Here is a 21,378-nt window from a genome sequence, read left to right as displayed (position 1 = left end):
CCCGCATTCCCCCCTCGCCGGCACCCCCCGGTGCGCAGCGTCTCGTCGCGGGTACTCCCAGCGACTAGAGATTAGGCAGGGCGGACAAAACCTGGTCGCCTGTCAGGTGAAAAGCTTGTTTCCAAGTTCTCCACGAACAAGTGGAATTGACGCTACTCCGGGGCGTTCAGGGGCGAACCGTACCCAACTGCCCCGCCAACTCGACCGGGTCCGTCGTAGGCCGCGCGCAGACGAAATGTCGACAGACATACGCCGTCGGGCGGTCGTGGACGAGTGTGCGCTCGGCCAGGAGGGGGAACTCGACCGCCGCGGACCCGCCGGAACCGGCTGCTCCGGCCGGGGAAGGCGCCGGTCCGACCGCCACCACGGCCCCAGGAGCCGTCCCCAGCAACGCCGTCCGGTGCAGCGCGGCCGTCGCCGGATCCTCCGGGTGCCCGACGACCGCCACCTCGCGCGGACCGTCGATCAGCGCCTCGGCGACCGCGAGCCCGTGCCCGATGAAGCGCGGGGCGCGCGGACCGAGGGCGTGCACCACCCCGAGCGCCCGCTCGGCCGCCGTGCGGTGCGCCTGCGAGCCGGTGTGCGCGGCGTACGACAGCAGCGCGCCGGCCGCCGCCGTCCACCCCGAGGGCGCGGCGTTGTCCGTCGGGTCCTGGGGGCGGCGGATCAGCTGCTCGGCGTCGTGCGCGGTGTCGTAGAGGGAGCCGTCCTCGGCGGTGAACCGGTCCAGCACCAGGTCGGTGAGCAGGCCCGCGAACTCCAACCAGACGCCCTCCCCGGTGACCGAGGCCAGCGCGAGGAAGCCCTCGGCCACGTCACCGTAGTCCTCCAGCACGCCGGCGTTGGCGCCGACCGTGCCGTCCTTGCTGGTCCGGGCGAGCCGGGCGCGGCCGGCGGAGGCGTCGAGGTGCACCCGTACCAGCAGGTCGGCGGCCTCGGTGGCGCGCTCGACGAGGTCCGGCCGGTCGAAGTACGCCCCGCACTCGGCGAGCGCGGCGACGGCCAGGCCGTTCCATGCCGCGACCACCTTGTCGTCGCGGCCCGGCGCGGGCCGGGCGGCGCGGGCCGCGAACAGCCGGGCCCGGATCGCGGCGATCCGCCCGGCGTCCACCACCGGCCCGTCCTGGGGGAGCTGGAGCACGGAGGCGCCGTGCTCGAAGGTCCCCTCCTCGGTCACGCCGAAGTAGGCCGCCGCCAGCTCCCCGTCCGCCTCGCCGAGGACCTCGCGGAGCTGGGCGGGGGTCCAGGCGTAGTAGGCGCCCTCGACGTGCCGGCCGGTCGCCGGGTCCTCGCTGTCGGCGTCGAGGGCGGAGGCGAAGCCGCCCTCGGCCGTGCGCAGCTCGCGGACCATGAAGTCGGCGGTCTCCAGCGCCACCCGCCGGGCCAGGTCGGAGCCGGTGATCCGCCACAGGTGGGCGTAGGCCCGGCACAGCAGGGCGTTGTCGTAGAGCATCTTCTCGAAGTGCGGCACCACCCACTCCCGGTCCACGGAATACCGGGCGAAGCCGCCGCCGAGCTGGTCGTAGATCCCGCCGCGGGCCATCGCCTCGCAGGTGTCGGCGGCCATCTCCAGCGCGCCCTGCGACCCGGTCCGGGCGTGGTGGCGCAGCAGGAACTCGATCACCATGGACGGCGGGAACTTGGGCGCCCCGCCGAAGCCGCCGTGGCGGGCGTCGTAGTCCCGGGTGAGCCCGAGCAGCGCGGCCCCCATGTCCTCCTCGCCGGGTCGGCCCGCCTTGCCGTAGTCGAGCTGCCGCCCGGCCAGGTCCCGCACGATCCGCTTCGCCACGTCGGCCACCTCGTCCGGACGCCCGGTCCAGGCGGCGGTGACCCCTTCGAGGACCTGCCGGAAGGAGGGCATGCCGTGGCGCGGCTCGGGCGGGAAGTAGGTGCCGAAGTAGAACGGCTCGGCATCGGGCGTGAGGAACACCGTCATCGGCCATCCCCCCTGCCCGGTGGCGGCCTGCACGGCCTCCATGTACACGGCATCGACGTCGGGCCGCTCCTCCCGGTCGACCTTGACACTGACGAAGTGCTCGTTCAGATAGGCCCCGACCGCGTCATCCTCGAACGACTCGTGCGCCATGACGTGGCACCAGTGGCACGCGGAGTAACCGACCGACAGCAGAACGGGTACATTGCGCCGTTTCGCTTCCTCGAACGCCTCGGGTCCCCACGGCCACCAGTCGACCGGATTGTCCGCGTGCTGAAGCAGATAAGGCGAGGTCACACCAGCCAACCGGTTCATGCGCCCCAGCCTCTCACAGCGCCCGCCACGACCGGCGAACCACTGACGAGCCCGCCCCACTCGGCCGAATTCCACGAAGAAGCCGCGCCGCTTCCCCGTGCGACCGGTAGCACCTGCCTCACGCTCTTCGCGGCCTGATCGCGCCCAGGGCCGCGGCACCAGTGGCAACCACCGGTCGACCGGGGTGTCGGCATGCTGCAGCAGATACGGCGAGGTCCCGTGCACGACTCCTGGCGAGGCCGTGCCGACCTCAGCACGAACACCGCGCCGGCGGCGCGGAGTTCACTCCGAACACGCCCGGCGTCAGCCCCGGACCGGCAGGGCTCAGGAGAAGGCCCACAGGTAGACGCGCGACCGGCCGCCGCCGAGGTCCTGGACTCCGATGTCGATCCCCTGGACGTTCGACCGCCGCCCGTCCCCGATGCACGGCGGGCACACCGCCCCCTTGCGGACCCCGGGCTGCGTGGCGGGGTCGGGCAGGCCGATGTGTGTCCAGAGCTCGGCGCCCACAGCCGAGGTGGGGTCGACCGGCGTGACCGCCTGGAGCCCGCCCTCGGGGCGCAGGTCGCTGACGAACGCCTCGGTGTCGGCGGCAGAGGCGGCGAAGGAGAGCAGGTACACCGAGTCCTGGAAGCCGTCCTGCACCGCGCCCCTGACGTCCCCGGCACCGGCCGGGATCTGCACCCGCATGAAGGCCGCAGCCTCCGCGGCGCCCGCGCCTTTCACCCACACGGGCCCGCGGGTCCGGTCACCGTCGCCTGCCGTGCTGCATGCAGTGGCAGCCAGCACCAGCACGGCCGCCCCTACGACGCCGAACCCGCGGGCGACGCACCTCATCGGTTCTCCTCCTGGCCACGGGACGGGTCCTGCCGGGTGCCGTCCCGGCCGGGCTCCCCCGGCGGCACCGAGGGCTTGCCGGCGTCCCCGAGATCGTGCTGTCTGAGCGAGCTGGTACCCCGCATGTCGAACTCCTGGGCGAGACCCACGGTGTGGAGCCGCGCCATGTCGGCGTCCGTGATCGTGGTCGGCCCGATGGGCGTCGCCTTACCGGCGTCCCAGTTGTAGCGGTCATAGATGTTGACCTGGTACTCCATGGTGATCCGCGGCTGTCCTTGCGCGTCCGGTGCGACCGAGACGTTGCCGGAGACGACACGCTGGTGACTACCGACGGCCAGGAACCAGTTGCGGTCCTGGAACGTGCCGCTCCCCCTGGCCTCCACCGGGATGGACACAGCGGCTCCGCCCGACTTCTCGAAGGCTTCGAGGGCCTCCCGCTTCCACCGCTGCTGATGCTCGGCGATGTCCTGCGCAACAGCGTCACGCAGCGCGCCGTCGTCGCTGAGCGCCTGGTCGACGTCCAGCGTGAGCGGCTTGCCCGTTCCCCCCAGGAAGTGGGCGAGGTTCCGCGACGCAGCGGTGTGCCCGACGAAGTCGCCACCGGCCATCAGGGACTCGGCCATGGCCAGCAGGTAGGCGTCGTGGGCCGTCGGCTCCTCCACGCCGAAGGGTCCGGCCCCCGGGTCGGCCTGCTCCCACTCGTAGGCGGGGCTGAGGATGCCCGCCTTCAGCAGCTCCTCGCGGCGTTCCTCCAGCAGGATCCCCCGAGTGACCGGGTCCAGGCTGCGCCACCACGCGCCGACGGCGGCCGGGTCCTTGGGCATGTTCTCGGCCTTGACCGCTTCCTTCAGCGACGGGTACGGCTTGCTGCCGTTGAACCCGCCGAAGGTGCCGTCGCGGAAGTTCGCGTCGGTGACGGCGTCCACCAGGGCGAGCTTGACCCCGCGGTCGGCCTCCTCGAAGGCGTCCACGGTCTGCTGGAGCCGCCGGGTCCAGGACCGTTCCACTTCGGGCAGGTCAGGATCATGGCGGGCCGCACTCGCCGTCGCCCGGTCGGCCCGGGAGAAGTCGAACGAGGCGATCCCTGCGTCGCTGACCTTCATCCCGGCGGCGACCGCCTCCGCCACCGCCTCCTCCACCTTGCCGCGCAGCTCGGTGAACAGCGTCTCGGCTTCGCGCAGCAGGGCCGCGACGGCCCGTGCCTGGATCTGGGCGCCCTGGTACTCGTTGCGCGTGACGGCGAAATGGGGGGCGGCCACCTGCTGTGCCCGGCCCAGCCATGCGCCGCTCGTCGTGGTGGACTGCACCTTCTTCTCGTAGGTGGTCCCCAGCGTCTCGAACGCGGCGGCCATCGCGTCCCAGGCCGCGGCGGCGGTACCGAGAGTCGAGAAATCGGTCGTCATGACCTCGTGGTGGTTCAGCGCCATCAGTGCCGGCCCTGCTCACCGATGAGGGCCCGGTACGCGTCGCGTGTCCTGAGCTCCTGCGCCCCGAACGAGAGGCCGCTGCCCCGCAGAGCGGTCTGCTCACCGGCCAGGCGTCCCAGCAGCATCTTCACCTGCCCCGCCCAGGTCTCCTCGACGGTCTGCAGGGCCGAGGCGGTCTGCCAGCCGCTGAAGGCCGTCCGCGCAGCCGTGGTGGCGGTGTCGGCATGGTCCCCGGCGGTCCTGGTGTCCGGCTCCAGCACCTGCTGGAGGGCATCGGCGGCCGCCTTCTTGGCCTCGGGGGAACTCTTCAGGTCGGGCTGGTCCGCACCGCCGCCGCCCCCGCCGTCGAGCTGGTTCAGGCGTACGCTCGCCTGCTCGGCCCGTATGTGCGCCCACTCCGCGTCGAACGTCATCCCTGCCCCCCAGCCGATCCGGACGTTCCTCGCCCTCACCCTAGCGAGGGGGGCCGACAAAGGGGGCTGGGGCTCCTGGGCCCCGTCCCTCAGCGGGAGGCTCGGCAGGCGGCGGTGGCCGTGGTGGCGGGGAGGCCGGAGCCTTCGAGGGTGGATGTGCAGCTCGTCTGGTTGCCGATCGAGCCCTCGTAGCAGGCCTCGGCGGCGCCGGAGGGGACCTTCTGGGCGTGCGCCGCGAGGTACTGCTGGCAGTCCTGGACGCCGGCGGAGGCCTGCGGGGCGGCTGCGAGAACGCCGCCCGCGGCGAGGACGAGGGCGGCGAGGGCGCTGGGGACACGGGCCGACGGACGCATGGGAAGCACCTCTCTCGGACGGTCACGCGGTCCGCGGGTACGGCGGACCGGGCGGGGCTGCCCGGAGCGGGTCGGGACATCGGTCACCCCCGCCCTACCGACGCTAGAGCACCACCCCGGCGCCCGCACTCCGGCCCCGGCCCGGGGCCGGGGGCTAGGCCTTGTCCGGGCCCGCCGAGGTGGTCGGGGACGCGGTCCCGGGCTCCGGGGCCTCCTCGAAGTTGACGCGGCCCATGTGGCGGCTCATCGACTTCATCAGCATCCACACGCCCACGGCGAGCGCCGCGAAGACGACGAAGCCGAGGAGGCCGGGGGTCACCTTGTTCTTGTCGAAGGTGTCCCCGGCCAGCGGGAGGAGCTGCGTGATTGCTGCCTGCGTAGCGCTCATAGCTACGCATTCTCCCGGATGCCCGCGAAGAGGTCGGACTCGGGGAGGGAGGTGTCGACGAAGGACCTGGCCAGCTCGTACTCCTCCGTCGGCCAGACCTCCTTCTGGATCTCCATCGGGACGCGGAACCAGCCGCCGTCCGGGTCGATCTGCGTGGCGTGGGCGATCAGCGCCTTGTCACGGATCTCGAAGAACTCCGCGCACGGAATGTGCGTGGTCAGGGTCCGCTCCTTGCGCTCGAACTCCTTCCAGCGCTCCAGCCACTCCCCGTACGGCGACTCCATGCCGCGCTCCAGCAGCGCCTCGTGCAGGGCGATGGTGCGCGGCTTGTTGAAGCCCTGGTTGTAGTAGAGCTTCTGCGGCTGGAAGGCCGGGCCGAACTCGTCCTCGGGGTACTTCTCGGTGTCGGCCGCGCCCTCGAAGGCCACCATCGTGATCTTGTGGGTCATGATGTGGTCGGGGTGCGGGTAACCACCGTTCTCGTCGTAGGTGGTGATCACCTGCGGACGGAACGCGCGGATCTTGCGCACCAGCCGGCCGGCGGCCTCGTCCACGTCCTCCAGGGCGAAACAGCCCTCGGGCAGCGGGGGCAGCGGGTCGCCCTCGGGCAGGCCGGAGTCCACGTAGCCGAGCCATTCCTGCTCGACGCCGAGGATCTGCCGGGCCTCCTCCATCTCCTTGGCGCGGACCTCGTGGATGTTGTCCTCGATGTACTTGTCGCCCTGGAGCTTGGGGTTGAGGATCGAGCCGCGCTCACCGCCGGTGCAGGTCACCACCAGTACCGGCACGCCCTCGGAGACGTACTTGGCCATCGTGGCGGCGCCCTTGCTGGACTCGTCGTCGGGGTGGGCGTGTACGGCCATCAGTCGAAGCTGCTCGGTCAAGACAGGATCCTCTGTGATTCGGCGCGAGTGGCGGCTTCTATAGTGACCGAATCGGGGGACGGAAAATTCCTCGGGTGCCGGTCCCGTCCGGCGGACCCGCCCGGAGAAAGGAACGATCATGAGCGCGGTGCGCCAGGGCCTCCCCGAAGGCCGCTACGGACGCTCGGCCGACGAACGGGCCGACCGCAAGCTCAAGATCGTCGGCTCGGTGCTGGGCGTCGGCCTGCTGGGCCTGGTCGGCTGGATCGGCTGGGACTACGTGGGCGGGCAGACCGTCAGCGCCGAGGTGATCAAGTTCGAGGTGGCCTCCGACACCGAGGTGCAGGTCCACCTGGAGGTCCGCAAGGAGGCCGGGGTCACCGGGGTGTGCACGCTGCGCTCCCAGGACCGCGGGCACGACGAGGTCGGCCGCGCCGACTTCACCTTCGACCAGAAGTCCGGGCGGATCGACGAGATCGTGGTCCTGAGGACCAAGGCCCGGGCCACCAGTGTCGAGCTGGTCGGCTGCCAGGCCGCCGGGGCCGGCGCCGGCCGCTGAGGCGTACGGGTACTGCGGGGCGCCGTGGTCACCCTGGGTGACCCGCCTGACCCGATCGGAGCCTCCCCCTTTCCTCGCCGAATTGTTAGGCTCGTGGTTTCGCCGCGAATGCGGCCATGTAGTCCCCTGTACCGACGAGGAGCACCTGTGACCCAGACGAGCGACAGCGTCACCTGGCTGACCCAGGAGGCGTACGACCAGCTCAAGGCCGAGCTGGAGTACCTGTCTGGTCCCGCACGCACGGAGATCGCCGCGAAGATCGCTGCTGCCCGTGAGGAGGGTGATCTGCGGGAGAACGGCGGGTACCACGCCGCCAAGGAGGAGCAGGGCAAGCAGGAGCTCCGCGTGCGCCAGCTGACGCAGCTCCTGGAGAACGCCAAGGTCGGCACCGCGCCGAGCGCCGACGGCGTCGTCGCCCCCGGCACCGTCGTCACCATCGCCTTCGACGGCGACCCGGACGACACGATGCAGTTCCTGCTGGCCTCGCGCGAGTACGCGTCCGACGCCATCGAGACCTACTCCCCGCAGTCCCCGCTGGGCGCCGGCGTGATGGGCAAGAAGATCGGCGAGGACGCCGCGTACGAGCTGCCGAACGGCAAGACGGCCTCGGTCAAGATCCTCGACGTCAAGCCCTTCACCGGCTGACCGGACACACCCCGGCGAGGCCCCTCACCAGGGCCACCGCACGGGGGCGACCCCCGGGACGCGACGGAGCCCCGCCGGCCTCACGGCCGGCGGGGCTCCGTCGCGTCCCGGGGCGGGCCGGGCGGCCGGGAGCTCAGGCGGTCGCCGAGCGGTACTTGCGGACCGCGAGGGTCCGGAAGACCACGACGATCAGCACCGACCACACCACCGACGCGATCACCGGATGCTGCATCGGCCACGCGTCGGGCACCGGGTAGCCCGGCGGAAGGTTGCCGAACAGCACCCGCGCGGCCTGCACGGTGGCGCTGAACGGGTTCCACTCGGCGACGGTCTGCAGGAAGGACGGCATGTTCTCGGACGGCACGAACGCGTTCGAGATGAACGTCAGCGGGAACAACCAGATCAGCCCGCCCGAGGTGGCCGCCTCCGGCGTGCGCACCGACAGGCCGATCAGCGCGCCGATCCACGAGAAGGCGTAGCCGAGCAGGAGCAGCAGGGCGAAGCCGGCCAGCACCTCGCCCACGCTCGTGTGGGTGCGCCAGCCCACGATCAGCGCGACCACGGCCAGCACGATCACGGTCAGGGTCGTCTGCACCAGGTCGGCCAGGGTGCGCCCGGTCAGCACCGCGCCCCGGGCCATGGGCAGCGAGCGGAACCGGTCGATCAGGCCCTTGTGCATGTCGTCCGCGATGCCCGCGCCCGCACCGGCCGTGGCGAAGGTGACGGTCTGCGCGAAGATGCCGGCCATCAGGAACTCGCGGTAGGCGGCCGGCGAGGTGCTGCCGCCGACGGCGATCGAACCGCCGAAGACGTAGCTGAAGAGCACCACGAACATCACCGGCTGGATCAGCCCGAAGATCACCACTTCCGGGATCCGGATCATGCGGATCAGGTTCCGCTTGGCCACGACCAGCGAGTCGCGCGCCGACTGCACCACACCGCCGCGCGGACGCGGGGCCACCGGTTCCGAGGTGGTGGCGGTGGCGGGGACGGGGGCCGAGGTCATGCGTCCTCCTCCTGCGTCAGGGCGGCCGCGTGACCGGTCAGCGAGATGAAGACGTCGTCCAGGGTCGGGCGGCGCAGACCGATGTCGTCGATCTCGATGCCCCGGCCGTCGAGCTCCCGGATGACCTCGGCGAGCAGCTTGGCACCGCCGGACACCGGCACGGTGATCCGGCGGGTGTGCTCCTCGACCGTGGCCCCGCCCTTGCCGAAGCCGGCCAGGACCGCGCGGGCGGTGGCGATGTGCTCCCGGTCGTGCACGACGACCTCCACCCGCTCCCCGCCGGTACGGGCCTTGAGCTCGTCGGAGGTGCCGCGGGCGATGACCTTGCCGTGGTCGACCACGGCGATGTCGTGGGCCAGCCGGTCGGCCTCCTCCAGGTACTGCGTGGTCAGCAGCAGCGTGGTGCCGCCCGCCACCAGTTCCTCGATGACGTCCCACAGGGCCTGGCGGTGCCGGGGGTCGAGCCCGGTGGTGGGCTCGTCCATGAACATCACCGGCGGCCGCACCACCAGCGCCGCCGCCAGGTCGAGCCGGCGCCGCATGCCGCCGGAGTACGTCTTGGCGGTGCGGTCCGCGGCCTCGGCCAGGTTGAACCGCTCCAGCAGCTCGGCGGCGCGCGCCTTCGCCGCCCGGGCGCTCATCTGGTAGAGCTGGCCGACCATCTGGAGGTTCTCGCGGCCGGTGAGGTACTCGTCGACCGCCGCGAACTGCCCGGACAGTCCGATCGAGCGGCGTACGTCGTTGGGGCGCTTGAGGACGTCGATCCCGGCGACGACGGCCTTGCCGCGGTCGGGCTGGAGCAGGGTGGTCAGCACGCGCACGGTCGTGGTCTTGCCCGCCCCGTTCGGGCCGAGCAGCCCGAGGACGGTTCCCTCGGGAACATCGAGGTCCACGCCGTCCAGTGCCCGTACCTCGCCGAAGGTCTTCACCAGACCCTCGGCGTAGATGGCGCCTGGCATATGGATTCTCCCAGTGCGTTACCGGTGTTTCCTACGCGGCATCCTAGGGTCGGAGCGGCCCGCGCGCCCGGCCGAACGGGTGAATGCCCGGCCGCGGCCCCGGCCCGCCCCGGCTCCCGCCCAGGCCGCGGCTCCCGCCCTCAGTCGATGACCTTGTACCCGGCGCTGTGCAGGGCCCGGGCGACCTCCGCGCAGTGCTCCCGCCCCTTGGTCTCCAGGTGCAGCTCGACCTCCACCTCGGTGAGCCCCAGCCGCGGGTCGGTCCGGATGTGGCTCACGTCCAGCACGTTCGCGTCCACCCCCGACAGCACCCCCAGCAGCCCGGCCAGCGCCCCCGGCCGGTCGGCCACCCGCAGCCGCAGCGACAGGTAGCGTCCGGCCGCCGCCATGCCGTGCCGCAGGATCCGCTGGAGCAGCAGCGGGTCGACGTTCCCGCCGGACAGCACGGCCACCACCGGCCCGCCGGCGTACGCCTCCGGCTCGCTCAGCAGCGCCGCGACCGGGCTGCACCCGGCCGGCTCGACCACCAGCTTGGCCCGCTCCAGGCACAGCAGCAGCGCGCGGGAGAGCGCGTCCTCGGAGACCGTGCGCACCTCGTCGAGCAGCTCGCCGATGATCCGGAACGGCACGTCCCCGGGCCGGCCCACCTTGATGCCGTCCGCCATCGTCACCGGCTCGTCGATCGACAGCGGGTGGCCGGCCGCCAGCGAGGGCGGGTACGCCGCCGCGCCGGCGGCCTGCACGCCCACCACCCGTACGTCGGGCCGCAGCCCCTTGACCGCGACCGCGATCCCCGCCGCCAGGCCCCCGCCGCCGATGCCGACGAGGATCGTGCGCACCTCCGGGCACTGCTCCAGGATCTCCAGGCCCACACTGCCCTGACCGGCGATGATGTCGGGGTGGTCGAAGGGGTGGATGAACACGGCCCCGGTCCGCTCGGCGTACTCCTCGGCGGCGGCCAGCGTCTCGTCCACGACCTGCCCGTGCAGCCGTACCTCGGCCCCGTACTCGCGGGTCGCGGCCACCTTCGGCAGCGGCGCCCCGACCGGCATGAACACGGTCGCGTGCACGCCGAGCAGCGCGGAGGCCAGGGCCACGCCCTGCGCGTGGTTGCCGGCGCTGGCCGCGACCACCCCGGCGGCGCGCTCCTCGGGACGCAGGCCCGCGATGCGCACGTAGGCGCCGCGCAGCTTGAACGAACCGGTGCGCTGGAGGTTCTCGCACTTGAGGTGCACGGGCGCCCCCACCAGGGCGGACAGGTGGCGGCTGCCCTCCATCGGCGTCACCCGGGAGACGCCCGAGAGCATCTTCTGGGCCCCCCGTACGTCGTCGAGCATCACCTGGGGGACGGGCTGCGGCACGCGGTAGTTCATGCTGCCAGTCTGGCAGCCCGGGCAGGGGCGAGATCTCGCCATCCGCGCGCGCTCCTCCGGGCACCCGCGGAGGCTTCCGGGCGGGCCGGATCCAGGTCGTACCAGTTCGCGAACGACGCGTACGGGCCGCAGTCAAGCCGCGTACTCTGTCCCCCAACCCTGTCGGACCCACGCGAAGAGAGCCCACGGCCATGCCCTCCAACCCGGCCAATTCCGACCTCCTGCTCGACGCGCTCCAGCATCAGGTGGCGGTCTTCGCCCGCCGGGCCGAACAGACCCGCCTGGGCGGCGTCGGCCAGGCCCGCAACTCGATGGACCGCGCCGCCTATCTGCTGCTCAACCGGCTCGACCTGGAAGGCCCGATGGGCGTCAAGGCGCTCGCGGCCGGCATGGGCATCGACTCCTCCACCGTGACCCGGCAGGTCGCGCCGCTGGTCGACACCGGCCTGGTCAAGCGGACCTCGCACCCGGAGGACGGCCGGGCCGTCGTCCTGGCGCTGTCGCCGCGGGGGCTGGCCCGGCTGGAGGAGGTGCGCTGCTCGCGGCGCGAGCTGATGGCGCGGGTGACGGAGGAGTGGACCGAGGAGGAGCGCGCGTCGTTCACCGCGCTGCTGACCCGGTTCAACCTGTCCCTGTCCGAGCTGATGGCCGCTGTCGCGGAGGTCGGGCCCAGCTCTTGAGCGGCCTCGTCCCCGCCGCTGGACCGGGGTCCTGCCCGCCGCTTCACCGGCGTCCTCCCCGCCGCTGGACCGGGGGCTTCCCGCCTCTTGACCGGGGTGGGCCCGCAGCGCGCACCATGACGTCGTGGAGCGGGGCTACGGGGATTTCTACGGCGAGTTCGAGGCCTTCGTCGCCGGTGCGGCCGGACGGCTGCTGCACCTGGCGACGCTGCTGACGGCGGAACCGCGCGACGACGCGGTGGCCGCCCGCCGGCTGCTGTCGGCCGCGCTCGCGCGGACGTACGCCGACTGGCGCCGGCTGCGCGGCGACGATCCGTACGCGGTCACCCGCGCCGAGCTGTGCACCACCTTCGCGCGCAGCGCGTGGCGGTACCACCGGGGGCGGGGCGGGGTGCTGGCGGTGCTGCCGCCGCAGGAACGGCTGGTGCTGGCGCTGCGGCTGTACGAGGGGGTGGCCGAGGAACAGGTCGCGGCCCTGCTGGGAGTGCCGCCCGACCGGGTCCGGGCGCTGTACCACCGGGCCACGGCCGCGCTGCGGGCGCACCGGGCGGCGGCGTGACGGCCGCCGGGGGCCCGCGGGACCGCGAGGAGGAGATCCGGCGGCTGCTGGAGGGCCGGCCGCATCCGGCGGTACCGGCCGATCTCGCCTCCGGCGCGGCGGCCCGGGGCGTGCGGCTGCTCCGGCGGCGGCGGGCCGTGCAGCGGCTGGGGTGGGCGGTGCTGCTCGCGGCGGCGGTGGCGTTCACGGTGTGGGCCGTGCTGGTGCAGCCGTGGGCCACGCCGTCCAGTTCGGTGGCGCCACCGCTGGAGGGGTGGTAGCGGCCAGCCGCCCCTACGGAGCCCCTGCTCGGCCGGGCTTCTCGGCCTGGCCGGCCGGACCTGTCGGCAGGGCTTCGGCGGGGGCTTCGGGCGGGGGTGTCCGGGACTGCATGATGTACGGCGGGCCCATCTGCTCCCGCACCCTGTGCAGGAGTCGACGCCGCACATCACGCTGCACGTCCCGGAGACCCCCACCCTGCGCCCCCGCCTCGTTCGGTTCCGGGGTCAGCCCAGGGCCTGGGTGAGGTCGGCCAGCAGGTCGTCGACGTTCTCGATGCCCACCGAGAGGCGGACCAGGTCGCCGGGGACCTCCAGGAGGGAGCCCGCCACCGAGGCGTGGGTCATGCGGCCGGGGTGCTCGATCAGGGACTCGACGCCGCCCAGGGACTCACCGAGGGTGAACAGCTTCGCGCGGTTGCAGACGGCCACGGCCGCCTCCTCGCCGCCCTCGACCTGGAAGGAGATCATGCCGCCGAAGTCCTTCATCTGCTTCGCGGCGATCTCGTGGCCCGGGTGGTCGGGCAGGCCCGGGTAGAGGACCTTGGTGACCTTCGGGTGCTTCGTCAGCATCTCGGCGACCCGGGCGGCGTTGCTGCTGTGCCGGTCCATGCGGACCGCCAGGGTCTTGATGCCGCGCAGCACGATCCACGAGTCGAACGGACCGGCCACGGCGCCCATCGCGTTCTGGTGGTAGGCCAGCTCCTCGCCGAGCGCGGCGTCCGCCGTCACCAGCGCGCCGCCGACCACGTCGGAGTGACCGCCCATGTACTTCGTCAGCGAGTGCACGACGATGTCCGCGCCGAGCGCCAGCGGCTGCTGGAGGTAGGGGGACGCGAAGGTGTTGTCCACGACCAGCTTGACGCCCGCCGAACGCGCCACGTCGGCGATCGCCGCGATGTCGGTGATGCCGAGCAGCGGGTTCGAGGGGGTCTCGACCCAGATCAGCTTCGTCCGGTCGGTCATCGCGGCGCGCACCGCCGAGACGTCGGAGGTGTCGGCGACCGACCACTCCACGCCCCAGCGGGCCACGACCTTGGCGAACAGCCGGAACGTGCCGCCGTAGGCGTCGTTCGGGATGACCACGTGGTCGCCCGGCACCAGCAGGGTGCGCAGCAGGCAGTCCTCGGCGGCCAGGCCGGAGGCGAAGGCGAGGCCGCGGCGGCCGCCCTCCAGCGCCGCGAGGTTCTCCTCCAGGGCGGTACGGGTCGGGTTGGCGCTGCGGCTGTACTCGTAGCCGCCGCGCAGGCCGCCCACCCCGTCCTGCTTGTACGTGGACACCTGGTAGATCGGCGGGACGACCGCGCCGGTCAGCGGGTCGGCGGTGTTGCCCGCGTGGATCGCGCGGGTCTCGAAGTTCAGGAGCTCGTGGCTGTGGTCACTCATGGGCAGAGCCTAAGCCCCGGGGACGGGTTGCGGCCCGCTGGAACGGGGCCGGCGGGCGGGTGCCCCTGTTGGCCCGAACGCGGTGCGGTCTGGTTCGCTTGAGGCATGGAGATTCTGTGGTTCCTGATCGCGCTCGGCCTGCTGGCCAGTGCCCTCGTCCCGGTCATACGGCGCCGGCGCGACTCCTTGCGCCTGGTCCCGCCGCACCACCCCGACGCCGCCGACCCGGAGAACTACGGATTCGTCCGGCAGGAACAGCTCGACGTCCGGGTGCCCGGCCCGGACCAGGACCTGATGGACGCCCTCGGCCACGTGCAGCGCACCGCCCAGTGGCAGGCCGCCTCCCAGCTCCTGGCCGGTACCCCGCGCGAGGGTGAGCTGCGCTGGCAGCGGGTGCAGGCGTTCGCCGGCGCCGCCGCCCTGGAGCTGGTGCAGAACCCCGGCACGGGCGCCGCGTGGCTGAAGGCCTGGCGGCTGGACGCGCCCAAGGACGCGGGCGGCGCCCAGGTGCACGCCGAGCTGCTGGTGCAGCAGGCGTGGCGCAGCTCCGGCGGGGTCGGCTCCGACGACCACCGGATCATCCTGGAGGAGGCCCGTACCGCCTGCGCGCAGGCCGCGCTGCTGGCGCCGGGCGACCCCGTCCCGTACATCGTCGAGCTGGCCGTCGCGCGCGGACTGGGCTACTCCGAGGCCGAGTTCGACGCCCTGTGGGCCAAGGTCATGGACCGGGCGCCCGAGCACATGGGGGCGCACCTGGCGGCGCTGAACTACTGGTGCGAGAAGTGGCACGGCTCGCGCGAGCAGGCGTACGCCTTCGCGCACGCGGCAGCGGCGCGCGCCCCCAAGGGTTCGCTGTTGGCGGCGCTGCCGCTGTTCGCGGTGTACGAGCACCTGCCCGAGATCAGCATGGTGCAGAGCTTCTTCCGGAGCGAGGTCGTCACCCGGGCCGTGGAGGGCGCGCTGTACGCCGTCCACGGCGCCCGGCCGGACGACCCGATGCTGGCGCACGTACGGCACCTGCTCGTGTTCTTCCTGGTCCGCGGCGAGCGCTGGGCCGAGGCCATGGAGCAGCTGCGGCACGTCGACGGCTGCGTCGGCGCCGTGCCGTGGTCGCTGCAGCCCGACCCGGCGGAGGCCTACGCGGTCTTCCGCGCCCTGGCGGTGGCGGGCTACGAGGCCAACGGCGGCACCCCGGCCACCCTGCGCGGCTACCCGGGCTGACCTCCCGGCGGCCTCCCGGCCCGGCGGAATTGCGGTGCCGGGGCACGGCCCCGGCCCGCATACTCGTGCCCGTCGGCGGGTGCGACGAGGGGGAGCTGGGGGCCACGTGGTGGAATCGGTGCGCGCCCTGGGGGCGCTGGCGGCCCTCGCCGGGTTCTGGCTGCTCGGGCCGGTCCTGCTCGGCCTGCTCCTGTGGGGCGAGATCGCCCTGTACGCGCCGCTGCATGGCGACGGGCCGCTCGTCCTGATCTGGCTGCTGTCCCTGCTGCCCGCCGCGGTCCTCGTCCAGGCCGTCCTGCTGCTGCGACCGCTGCCGCCGGCGGCCCGGGCCGACCGGGAGCCGGCCACCGGCCTGGCCGTCACCCCGGGGCAGGAACCGCGGCTGTGGGACCTCGTGCGGGAGCAGGCCGGCCGGATCGGCGGGCCGGTCCCGGGGGCGCTGGTCCTGACCGACGAGGCGGTCACCTCCTACGACGGCCGCACCCTGCGCCTGGGCGTCCCGCTGCTGCTGGCCGTGGACGAGGCCCGGCTGCGCGCCCTGGTCACGCACGAGCTGGCCCACCACGCCCGGCTGGGCACCGCCGCGGGCCGGCTGGCGGTCCGGGGCGCGGCCCGGGTCGAACGGGCCCTGGCCGATCTGGACGAGCGCGCCGCCGAGGCCGTCCGCAGGCGCGAGCTGTCCCTCGGCGACCCGGCCGACGCCGCGTTCCGCCGCCGGGTCCGCGCCGGCTACGGCCGCTACGCCGCCTTCGCCCTGCGCGCCGCCCTGCCGGCGCGGCGCCGCCAGGAGCACGCCCTGGACCGGGCCACCGCCCGGGTGGCCGGGCGCGACACCTACTCCGCCGCCCTGCGCGACCTGCCCGCGCTGGACCTCGGCTACGGCTTCTACCTGCACGCGTACGCCACCCTGGGCGTCCTCGTCGACCTGCTGCCGCCGCCCGGCGAGTTCTTCGGCGGGCTCCCCCGGCTGCTGGCCGGGCGCCGCGACGAACTGGACCGGGTCCGCGCGGACCCGCCGTTCCGCCCCCTGGAGCACACCGACCCCCACGCCCCCCTGAGCGACCGCCTGGCCCTGATCGAGGCCCTCCCGGCGGTCGCAGGGTCGTCGACCGGCCCGGCGGCGGCGACCGGCCCGGCGGCGGCGACCGGCCCGGCGGCGGCGGCCGGCCCGGCGGCGGCAGACGGCTCGGCGGCGACCGGCCCCACGGTGACCGGCAGCCCCGCCGTCGGGGCGACCGGCCCCACGGTGACCGGCAGCCCCGCCGTCGGGCTGCTGGCCGCGCCCCGGGAGACGCTCCTCGCCCTGGAGCGGGAGTGCCTCCCCGGCCACCTCGCCCACCACGAGCGGGCCGCGGACTGGCCGGACTTCGTCCACCGCAGCATGGCCGCCCTCCACGACCGCGCCTGCGCGTACCTCGCCGGGGCCGTCGGCGAGGCCCGCCCCGACGGCCCCGAGGGCCTGCCCGGCCTCCTGGCCGCCCTCGACACCGAGGGCACGGCGGCCCTCCCCGACCTGGCCGCGCACCTGCGCCCCCACGTGGGCGCCCCGGCGGACGGGCCGGACGCGGACGCCCCGGCGGTGGTCCGCCAGGCCCTGGACCGGCTGGTCACCGCCGAGCTGGTGGCGCGCGGGGTCAGCCGCTGGGAGCTGTCCTGGTCCGCCCCCGCGGCCGTACGCCACCCGCACCCGGACCACGCCCGGCACCTGGCGGCCGCCCTGGACGCGGCGGTGGCCGCCGCACCGGACACCGGCCCGCTGCGCGGCCTCCTCGCCACGCGGGAATCCCCGTCGCCCCGGCTCGGTTGACACCTACCGAGGAGGCCACATGTTCACGTACCGCCGCACGCCCGAGCTGCCCACCCGCGAGGAGGCCCTGCCCGGCCGTGCGACCCCGCTGTTCGAGCTCCCGGAGCGCCACACGGTCCTCGGCAACCCGCTGGCCGGCCCGTACCCGGAGGGGCTGGAGGTCGCCGACTTCGGCCTCGGCTGCTTCTGGGGCGCGGAGCGCAAGTTCTGGCAGACCCCCGGCGTGTGGACCACGCTGGTCGGCTACCAGGGCGGCTTCACCGAGAACCCCACCTACGAGGAGGTGTGCTCGGGCGGCACCGGCCACACCGAGGTCGTCCGCGTCGTCTACGACCCCGCGCAGGTCTCGTACGAGGCCCTGCTGAAGGTCTTCTGGGAGGCCCACGACCCGACCCAGGGCTTCCGCCAGGGCAACGACGTCGGCACCCAGTACCGCTCGGCCGTCTACACCCACTCCCCCGCCCAGCAGACGACGGCCGAGGCCTCCCGCGAGGCCTACCAGCGCGTCCTGACCTCCGCGGGCCACGGCCGCATCACCACGTCCGTCCTGCCCGCCACCGACCGCCCGTTCTGGCCTGCGGAGGCGTACCACCAGCAGTACCTCGACCGCAACATTAACGGCTACTGCGGCATCGGCGGGACGGGCGTGGCCTGCCCGATCGGCATCGCCGAGGCTCCTGGGGAGTGAACGACACCCCTCTCCCCGACCCGGCGCACGAGCGGCTGACCCGGCTCTGGCAGGCCCACAGGCCTGCCGGTCCGATGCTGCCGTGGGAGCTGAAGACGGTCTACGGGGACCGCTGGGTGCGCTTCCACAGCCTGCCGGAGTCGAAACGCTACGCGGAGGATGAGGCCGAGTACGAGGTCCTCCTCGACCGGTACAACACGGTCCTCGACGACCTCTTCTCGGACGGCGAGGCGTACGTGGTGACCACCGACTGGGCCGATCCGTCCGAGCCGACGGACTGGTCGGCCCACCGCGCTGCCCTCCACCCGGAGGGCACACTGTGGACCACCCTGGACGACACCGACGATCCGGATCCGGACTTCCACACCCGCTGGTACTTCTACGCCGACCGCCGCCCCTGGCAACGCGGCTGCCTGGACCCGCTCCTCCGCGCCGTCGCGGACGACACCCTGCCCGGCATCTTCGTGACGGACACCGAGCTCACACGTATCCACCATCCGTACGACGGCGGCGCGGACGTTATCCTCCCCACCCCCGAGGAACGGGACCGCCTGCGCAACCGCCACTCCGCCTGGCTGTCCACACACCCCTCGGGCTACTGATCAGGACGGGCCGCAGCCGTAGACCCTCTTCGCGTCTAGATGGAGCTCGTACGGGCCCCAGCAGTCTGCGGCGAGCGTGGCCACTCGGGCGCCACAGAGACAGGCGCGGTTGAGTCCGCTGTCGCCGGACGGTCCGCAGCATCCGAGGCTGTTTTCCCAGTTCGGCAGCGGCTGGAGATCGGGCGCGTCCTCGGGGTGGATCACGATGTTGTCGCGCGGCCCAGCAGAGATCATTGCCACCCCTTCGCCAATCCGCCAGGTCCCACGCGGCTGCGCAGGCCCGCCCTCCTCCTGGTCCGGATGCGGCACGTACGGGGCACCCCATGGTTCGGTCTCGATCGCGTAATGCCCCTGCGGCAACGTGGCCGGTGCCCGCCGACTCTTCTTGTCCCGTTCTTCGTCGTCGGGCGCTGAGGGAACGGCAGGCAGCGGCGTCAGGCCTGGCGTAAGACTGCCGCCGCACTTGGCACACAGGAAGACGGTCATGCTGCCGTTGTAGCCGCCGCGTACGTCCCAACGCATCCTCGATTCCAACCAAGAGGGCTGCTTTCCTGTTCTGGAAAGGATCAGCGCTTGACCCCACCACAACCGGCTCGGGAGCATCGAACACGACAGGCGTACGCCGACATGTGGGGGCGAGGATGCTGCGGAAGCTGTCCGGTGACCCGGAGTGCAGGAATGGAACGTGCCCGACGCTGTGGGGTACTGAGGACGCCAAGGACTATGTAGTGCAGGGCTACGTCATCACTGACCCCGAGCGGCTGGCGCAGCTCGACCTGCCCGAGGGTGAGACCGCCGTCGTGGTCCCGGCCGCGGTGCTGGAGGAGTACTTCCGTGCTCAGCAGTACAGCGTCATCAGCTCTGCCGCACTACGGGCAAGACGCTTCATCTCGACCACGGTCAGGATGACCGGCTGATTCGGTGCGGCTGCCTTGATCTCCCGCGCCAGCGTGAGCGCCTTCTCCAGTTCCGGCCGCTCCTTCACACGGGTACTGATCTTCTCCGAGAAGACGCGGGTGCAGTCGGCACGGGCAAGCATGTCCAACTGGGACTGAAGTTCCTGTCCAACGGTTGAGCAACGGGCGTAGCCCAGTCGGATCGCTGCGCCCGGTGTCGCATCGGGCACCTGTGTGACAGGAGCACCCTTTGTCCATGCCTTACCGGGGTTGCGGTCGGCCGGAGTCTTCACGGTCAGTTCCGCCTTGAGCGACGGCACCAGTGCGAAGCGGCCCGTGTGGTAGTTCGCCGCCACCTTGCCCGTCGTCGTACGGCAAGGGCTACCGGCAGGGGCACCGCACACTTGGAGTTCGAGCATCAGAACTCGATCAAGGCCACGCGCGAGCAGCGGTAGTCCAGACCCGAAAGACGAACGAAGGGGCTCCAGCCGGATGGCCGTGCCCCTTTCCGTTTTAGCTCACTGTCAGTCGCGCCACTTCGGGACCAGCAGGTCAGGGTTGAAGGGGCGTCGGCCTCCGCCGCCCACCGGCAGGACGATCACCGCGTGCAGTGCCTCCCTGATCAGGGCGCGCTTCTGCGCCAGGTCCAGCCTGCCAGATGTCCAGCGCTCGCGTACGTCGCCGGTGACCTCGGCTGCACGCTGCTGGTTGAGAACGTGGCGCGTACGGTCCGCACGCAGTTCCTTGACCCGAGATTCCATCCTCTGGTTCTCAGGGAAGAACAACTCATCCGAGATCTGGTCCTCCTGCCAAGCCTGGAGCAGCTTGCGCTGCTTCCGCGTCAAACGGTCCAGTTCGTCTTCCCCTGTCCATTCCTCGTCCGCATGCGCCGTCCTGGCCGCCCGTTCCTCCAGCTTCGCCAGAACCGCCTCCGTGATGAATTCGTCAATCTTGGCACCATTGCGTCCCGTGCCACCGCAACCGCCCATTTCCTTGCTGGGACACTGGTAGAGATAGCCGCCGGAGAGATCCGGCCGCGCGGTTGCACGGAGGGGCGAGTTACAGATCTGGCCGTCCCCACCGGGCTTGCCGCATCGGAGGATTCCGGTCAGCAGGTACGACGGGGTGCGGTAGTCCGTGACCGTTCCGTCGGACTTCAGGTTGGGGCCGACGCGGGCCGAGAAGACGGCGTCGATGGCCATCCACTCCTTCGGCGTGATGACGGGCTCCCAGCGACCCACCACCGGCACGCCGTTGGCGTCGCGGACCAGCTCTCCGTTGTGCTTCCGCCAGCCACACAGCCGCGGGTTCCAAAGTGCGAGCTTCAGCGAACGGCTCGCCCACTCCTTGTCGTTGATCGTGCGGACGCCGGCCTCCCGCCACTCCCGGAGGATCGAGTGCAGGGACTTGCCCGCGATCACCTCACGGGCGCCCTTCGCCAGCCACGCCGCTTCCTCGGGCTCCAGCGTGAGCTTGTCGTCCTGCCAGCCGAAGGGGCGCTTTCCTCCTACCGGGATGCCCAGCTCGGCGCGGGCGCGGTGCGAGCGGCGTGCACGCCGCTGCATCTTGCGCACCTCCATCTTGGAGATGACGACGCCGAAGAGGCCCATGGACTCCACGTCCTCGCTGTAGAGGTTCTTCGACCCCTTGGCGTCGGCGTAGACGCGCCCTTCCTCGTACGTGAGCGCGTCCACGAACCGCTCGTAGTCTCCGGCTCTGCGAGTGAGCCGGTCGTCGGCGACGACGATGACGCCGCGTACGGGCTGCCCGTCCGGCATGTGCCCTGACTTGAGCGCCTTCACCATGACCTCGAAGTCCGGGCGCACCACCGCCGCCTTCGCTGCCGACAGGTCGTTGTCGGTGTAGCGGTGCACGATCGTCCAGCCGAGACGGGCCGCAGTCTCGCCGTTCACCTTGTGCTGGTCCTCGACGCCGTGGCCGTCCCTGGCCGTGTCGGCGGAGATACGCGCGTACGAGACAACCGGGATCACCGGTGCCGCTTCGCTCACTTCCCACCCCTTTACGAAGAGTCACTAATTCTACGCAAAGAGAAGTGGTACCACCAGCAGTACCTCGACAAGAACCCCGCCGGGTACTGCGGCATCGGGGGGACCGGGGTCTCGTGTCCGATCGGGGTGGCCAGGGCCGACGGGTAGTCGGGGAGTCGGGCCGCGGCCCGTCGGGGGCGGCGCGGGCCCGTCCGGACCGCAT

23 protein-coding genes and 1 pseudogene are annotated in these 21,378 nt (G+C 72.4%); 10 read left to right on the top strand and 14 right to left on the bottom strand.

The features are described from left to right. Positions 1 to 166 precede the first annotated feature (166 nt). The 7 genes from EF918_RS07265 to mca form a co-directional block, all read right to left on the bottom strand. Complete coding sequence (locus EF918_RS07265; RefSeq protein WP_125642573.1) at positions 167 to 2,248, bottom strand: thioredoxin domain-containing protein; 2,082 nt, start codon at positions 2,246 to 2,248, stop codon at positions 167 to 169. Between the two features lie 324 nt (positions 2,249 to 2,572). Continuing rightward, complete coding sequence (locus EF918_RS07260) at positions 2,573 to 2,938, bottom strand: hypothetical protein (protein WP_260609937.1); 366 nt, start codon at positions 2,936 to 2,938, stop codon at positions 2,573 to 2,575. 143 nt (positions 2,939 to 3,081) lie between these two features. Beyond that, positions 3,082 to 4,488, bottom strand: coding sequence for a hypothetical protein (locus EF918_RS07255; RefSeq protein ID WP_185921628.1), 1,407 nt, complete (start codon positions 4,486 to 4,488; stop codon positions 3,082 to 3,084). A 23-nt stretch (positions 4,489 to 4,511) separates the two neighbouring features. Beyond that, on the bottom strand, positions 4,512 to 4,925 hold the full coding sequence (locus EF918_RS07250; RefSeq protein ID WP_125642567.1) for a hypothetical protein: 414 nt from the start codon (positions 4,923 to 4,925) through the stop codon (positions 4,512 to 4,514). A gap of 89 nt (positions 4,926 to 5,014) precedes the next feature. Beyond that, positions 5,015 to 5,278, bottom strand: a complete 264-nt coding sequence (locus EF918_RS07245; RefSeq protein WP_125642564.1) for a hypothetical protein — start codon at positions 5,276 to 5,278, stop codon at positions 5,015 to 5,017. A 154-nt stretch (positions 5,279 to 5,432) separates the two neighbouring features. Further along, positions 5,433 to 5,666: a hypothetical protein gene (locus tag EF918_RS07240; protein WP_125642561.1), complete on the bottom strand. Its 234-nt coding sequence runs from the start codon at positions 5,664 to 5,666 to the stop codon at positions 5,433 to 5,435. A 2-nt stretch (positions 5,667 to 5,668) separates the two neighbouring features. Further along, complete coding sequence (gene mca / locus EF918_RS07235; protein WP_125642558.1) at positions 5,669 to 6,550, bottom strand: mycothiol conjugate amidase Mca; 882 nt, start codon at positions 6,548 to 6,550, stop codon at positions 5,669 to 5,671. Positions 6,551 to 6,668: 118 nt separating this feature from the next. On the opposite strand from mca, the gene EF918_RS07230 reads away from it, so the two are divergent. Then, positions 6,669 to 7,088, top strand: a complete 420-nt coding sequence (locus EF918_RS07230) for a DUF4307 domain-containing protein (protein WP_125642555.1) — start codon at positions 6,669 to 6,671, stop codon at positions 7,086 to 7,088. A gap of 147 nt (positions 7,089 to 7,235) precedes the next feature. Beyond that, positions 7,236 to 7,733 (top strand): transcription elongation factor GreA, encoded by a 498-nt coding sequence (gene greA / locus EF918_RS07225; protein WP_125642552.1) that lies wholly within the window; start codon positions 7,236 to 7,238, stop codon positions 7,731 to 7,733. A 133-nt stretch (positions 7,734 to 7,866) separates the two neighbouring features. Here the strand turns inward: greA and EF918_RS07220 are convergent, their stop codons facing one another. The 3 genes from EF918_RS07220 to ilvA all read right to left on the bottom strand — a co-directional run bounded on the left by EF918_RS07220 (position 7,867) and on the right by ilvA (position 11,071). Beyond that, the gene (locus EF918_RS07220; protein ID WP_125642545.1) at positions 7,867 to 8,739 is read right to left on the bottom strand and encodes an ABC transporter permease; all 873 of its coding nucleotides are present in this window, start codon (positions 8,737 to 8,739) and stop codon (positions 7,867 to 7,869) included. Then, complete coding sequence (locus EF918_RS07215) at positions 8,736 to 9,698, bottom strand: ATP-binding cassette domain-containing protein (RefSeq protein ID WP_125642542.1); 963 nt, start codon at positions 9,696 to 9,698, stop codon at positions 8,736 to 8,738. The genes EF918_RS07220 and EF918_RS07215 overlap by 4 nt, the downstream gene beginning before the upstream one ends. 140 nt (positions 9,699 to 9,838) lie before the next feature. After that, a complete protein-coding gene (ilvA, locus tag EF918_RS07210; RefSeq protein WP_125642539.1) occupies positions 9,839 to 11,071 on the bottom strand; it encodes a threonine ammonia-lyase in 1,233 nt (410 codons plus the stop codon). Between the two features lie 191 nt (positions 11,072 to 11,262). Here ilvA and EF918_RS07205 point away from each other — a divergent pair, with 191 nt between their 5' ends. The 3 genes from EF918_RS07205 (at position 11,263) to EF918_RS07195 (ending at position 12,570) form a co-directional block, all read left to right on the top strand. Then, complete coding sequence (locus EF918_RS07205; RefSeq protein ID WP_125642536.1) at positions 11,263 to 11,751, top strand: MarR family winged helix-turn-helix transcriptional regulator; 489 nt, start codon at positions 11,263 to 11,265, stop codon at positions 11,749 to 11,751. Positions 11,752 to 11,875: 124 nt separating this feature from the next. Next, the gene (locus tag EF918_RS07200; RefSeq protein ID WP_125642534.1) at positions 11,876 to 12,310 is read left to right on the top strand and encodes a sigma factor-like helix-turn-helix DNA-binding protein; all 435 of its coding nucleotides are present in this window, start codon (positions 11,876 to 11,878) and stop codon (positions 12,308 to 12,310) included. After that, the gene (locus EF918_RS07195; RefSeq protein WP_125642531.1) at positions 12,307 to 12,570 is read left to right on the top strand and encodes a hypothetical protein; all 264 of its coding nucleotides are present in this window, start codon (positions 12,307 to 12,309) and stop codon (positions 12,568 to 12,570) included. Before EF918_RS07200 ends, EF918_RS07195 begins: the two co-directional genes overlap by 4 nt. Positions 12,571 to 12,795: 225 nt before the next feature. On the opposite strand, the gene EF918_RS07190 is transcribed toward EF918_RS07195, so the two are convergent. Further along, positions 12,796 to 13,953: a cystathionine gamma-synthase gene (locus EF918_RS07190; protein ID WP_125642529.1), complete on the bottom strand. Its 1,158-nt coding sequence runs from the start codon at positions 13,951 to 13,953 to the stop codon at positions 12,796 to 12,798. Between the two features lie 105 nt (positions 13,954 to 14,058). On the opposite strand from EF918_RS07190, the gene EF918_RS07185 reads away from it, so the two are divergent. The 4 genes from EF918_RS07185 (at position 14,059) to EF918_RS07170 (ending at position 18,271) form a co-directional block, all read left to right on the top strand. After that, complete coding sequence (locus EF918_RS07185) at positions 14,059 to 15,174, top strand: hypothetical protein (RefSeq protein WP_125642527.1); 1,116 nt, start codon at positions 14,059 to 14,061, stop codon at positions 15,172 to 15,174. Between the two features lie 106 nt (positions 15,175 to 15,280). Further along, positions 15,281 to 16,981, top strand: a complete 1,701-nt coding sequence (locus tag EF918_RS07180) for a hypothetical protein (RefSeq protein WP_125642522.1) — start codon at positions 15,281 to 15,283, stop codon at positions 16,979 to 16,981. Positions 16,982 to 17,000: 19 nt separating this feature from the next. After that, the gene (gene msrA / locus EF918_RS07175) at positions 17,001 to 17,669 is read left to right on the top strand and encodes a peptide-methionine (S)-S-oxide reductase MsrA (protein WP_125642519.1); all 669 of its coding nucleotides are present in this window, start codon (positions 17,001 to 17,003) and stop codon (positions 17,667 to 17,669) included. Continuing rightward, positions 17,666 to 18,271 carry a hypothetical protein gene (locus tag EF918_RS07170; RefSeq protein WP_260609935.1) on the top strand — a complete coding sequence of 202 codons (606 nt, stop codon included), beginning with the start codon at positions 17,666 to 17,668 and terminating at the stop codon, positions 18,269 to 18,271. The genes msrA and EF918_RS07170 overlap by 4 nt, the downstream gene beginning before the upstream one ends. Here EF918_RS07170 and EF918_RS07165 read toward each other — a convergent pair whose 3' ends face one another. The 3 genes from EF918_RS07165 to EF918_RS07150 form a co-directional block, all read right to left on the bottom strand. Then, positions 18,272 to 18,757, bottom strand: coding sequence for a hypothetical protein (locus EF918_RS07165; RefSeq protein WP_125642516.1), 486 nt, complete (start codon positions 18,755 to 18,757; stop codon positions 18,272 to 18,274). 352 nt (positions 18,758 to 19,109) lie between these two features. Next, complete coding sequence (locus tag EF918_RS07155; RefSeq protein ID WP_260609934.1) at positions 19,110 to 19,523, bottom strand: recombinase family protein; 414 nt, start codon at positions 19,521 to 19,523, stop codon at positions 19,110 to 19,112. 168 nt (positions 19,524 to 19,691) lie between these two features. After that, positions 19,692 to 21,176: a recombinase family protein gene (locus EF918_RS07150; protein ID WP_125642510.1), complete on the bottom strand. Its 1,485-nt coding sequence runs from the start codon at positions 21,174 to 21,176 to the stop codon at positions 19,692 to 19,694. A gap of 42 nt (positions 21,177 to 21,218) precedes the next feature. On the opposite strand from EF918_RS07150, the pseudogene EF918_RS38000 reads away from it, so the two are divergent. Then, positions 21,219 to 21,323, top strand: a pseudogene (locus tag EF918_RS38000) (peptide-methionine (S)-S-oxide reductase); the annotation flags it as partial. Positions 21,324 to 21,378 lie beyond the last annotated feature (55 nt).

This window comes from Streptomyces sp. WAC06614 (genome assembly GCF_003949795.1).
In the GTDB taxonomy this organism is placed as follows: Bacteria; Actinomycetota; Actinomycetes; order Streptomycetales; family Streptomycetaceae; genus Streptomyces.
Note: the sequence above shows the minus strand (reverse complement) of the source record. Positions and strands in the feature narration are given on the sequence as shown.

Bases quoted from the DNA above. Each gene is read 5' to 3' on its own strand.
- EF918_RS07265 (WP_125642573.1), bottom strand. From the start codon at position 2,248: ATGAACCGGTTGGCTGGTGTGACCTCGCCTTATCTGCTTCAGCACGCG.
- EF918_RS07260 (WP_260609937.1), bottom strand. From the start codon at position 2,938: ATGCGGGTGCAGATCCCGGCCGGTGCCGGGGACGTCAGGGGCGCGGTG.
- EF918_RS07255 (WP_185921628.1), bottom strand. From the start codon at position 4,488: ATGACGACCGATTTCTCGACTCTCGGTACCGCCGCCGCGGCCTGGGAC.
- EF918_RS07250 (WP_125642567.1), bottom strand. From the start codon at position 4,925: ATGACGTTCGACGCGGAGTGGGCGCACATACGGGCCGAGCAGGCGAGC.
- EF918_RS07245 (WP_125642564.1), bottom strand. From the start codon at position 5,278: ATGCGTCCGTCGGCCCGTGTCCCCAGCGCCCTCGCCGCCCTCGTCCTC.
- EF918_RS07240 (WP_125642561.1), bottom strand. From the start codon at position 5,666: ATGAGCGCTACGCAGGCAGCAATCACGCAGCTCCTCCCGCTGGCCGGG.
- EF918_RS07230 (WP_125642555.1), top strand. From the start codon at position 6,669: ATGAGCGCGGTGCGCCAGGGCCTCCCCGAAGGCCGCTACGGACGCTCG.
- EF918_RS07220 (WP_125642545.1), bottom strand. From the start codon at position 8,739: ATGACCTCGGCCCCCGTCCCCGCCACCGCCACCACCTCGGAACCGGTG.
- EF918_RS07215 (WP_125642542.1), bottom strand. From the start codon at position 9,698: ATGCCAGGCGCCATCTACGCCGAGGGTCTGGTGAAGACCTTCGGCGAG.
- ilvA (WP_125642539.1), bottom strand. From the start codon at position 11,071: ATGAACTACCGCGTGCCGCAGCCCGTCCCCCAGGTGATGCTCGACGAC.
- EF918_RS07205 (WP_125642536.1), top strand. From the start codon at position 11,263: ATGCCCTCCAACCCGGCCAATTCCGACCTCCTGCTCGACGCGCTCCAG.
- EF918_RS07190 (WP_125642529.1), bottom strand. From the start codon at position 13,953: ATGAGTGACCACAGCCACGAGCTCCTGAACTTCGAGACCCGCGCGATC.
- EF918_RS07185 (WP_125642527.1), top strand. From the start codon at position 14,059: ATGGAGATTCTGTGGTTCCTGATCGCGCTCGGCCTGCTGGCCAGTGCC.
- msrA (WP_125642519.1), top strand. From the start codon at position 17,001: ATGTTCACGTACCGCCGCACGCCCGAGCTGCCCACCCGCGAGGAGGCC.
- EF918_RS07165 (WP_125642516.1), bottom strand. From the start codon at position 18,757: ATGACCGTCTTCCTGTGTGCCAAGTGCGGCGGCAGTCTTACGCCAGGC.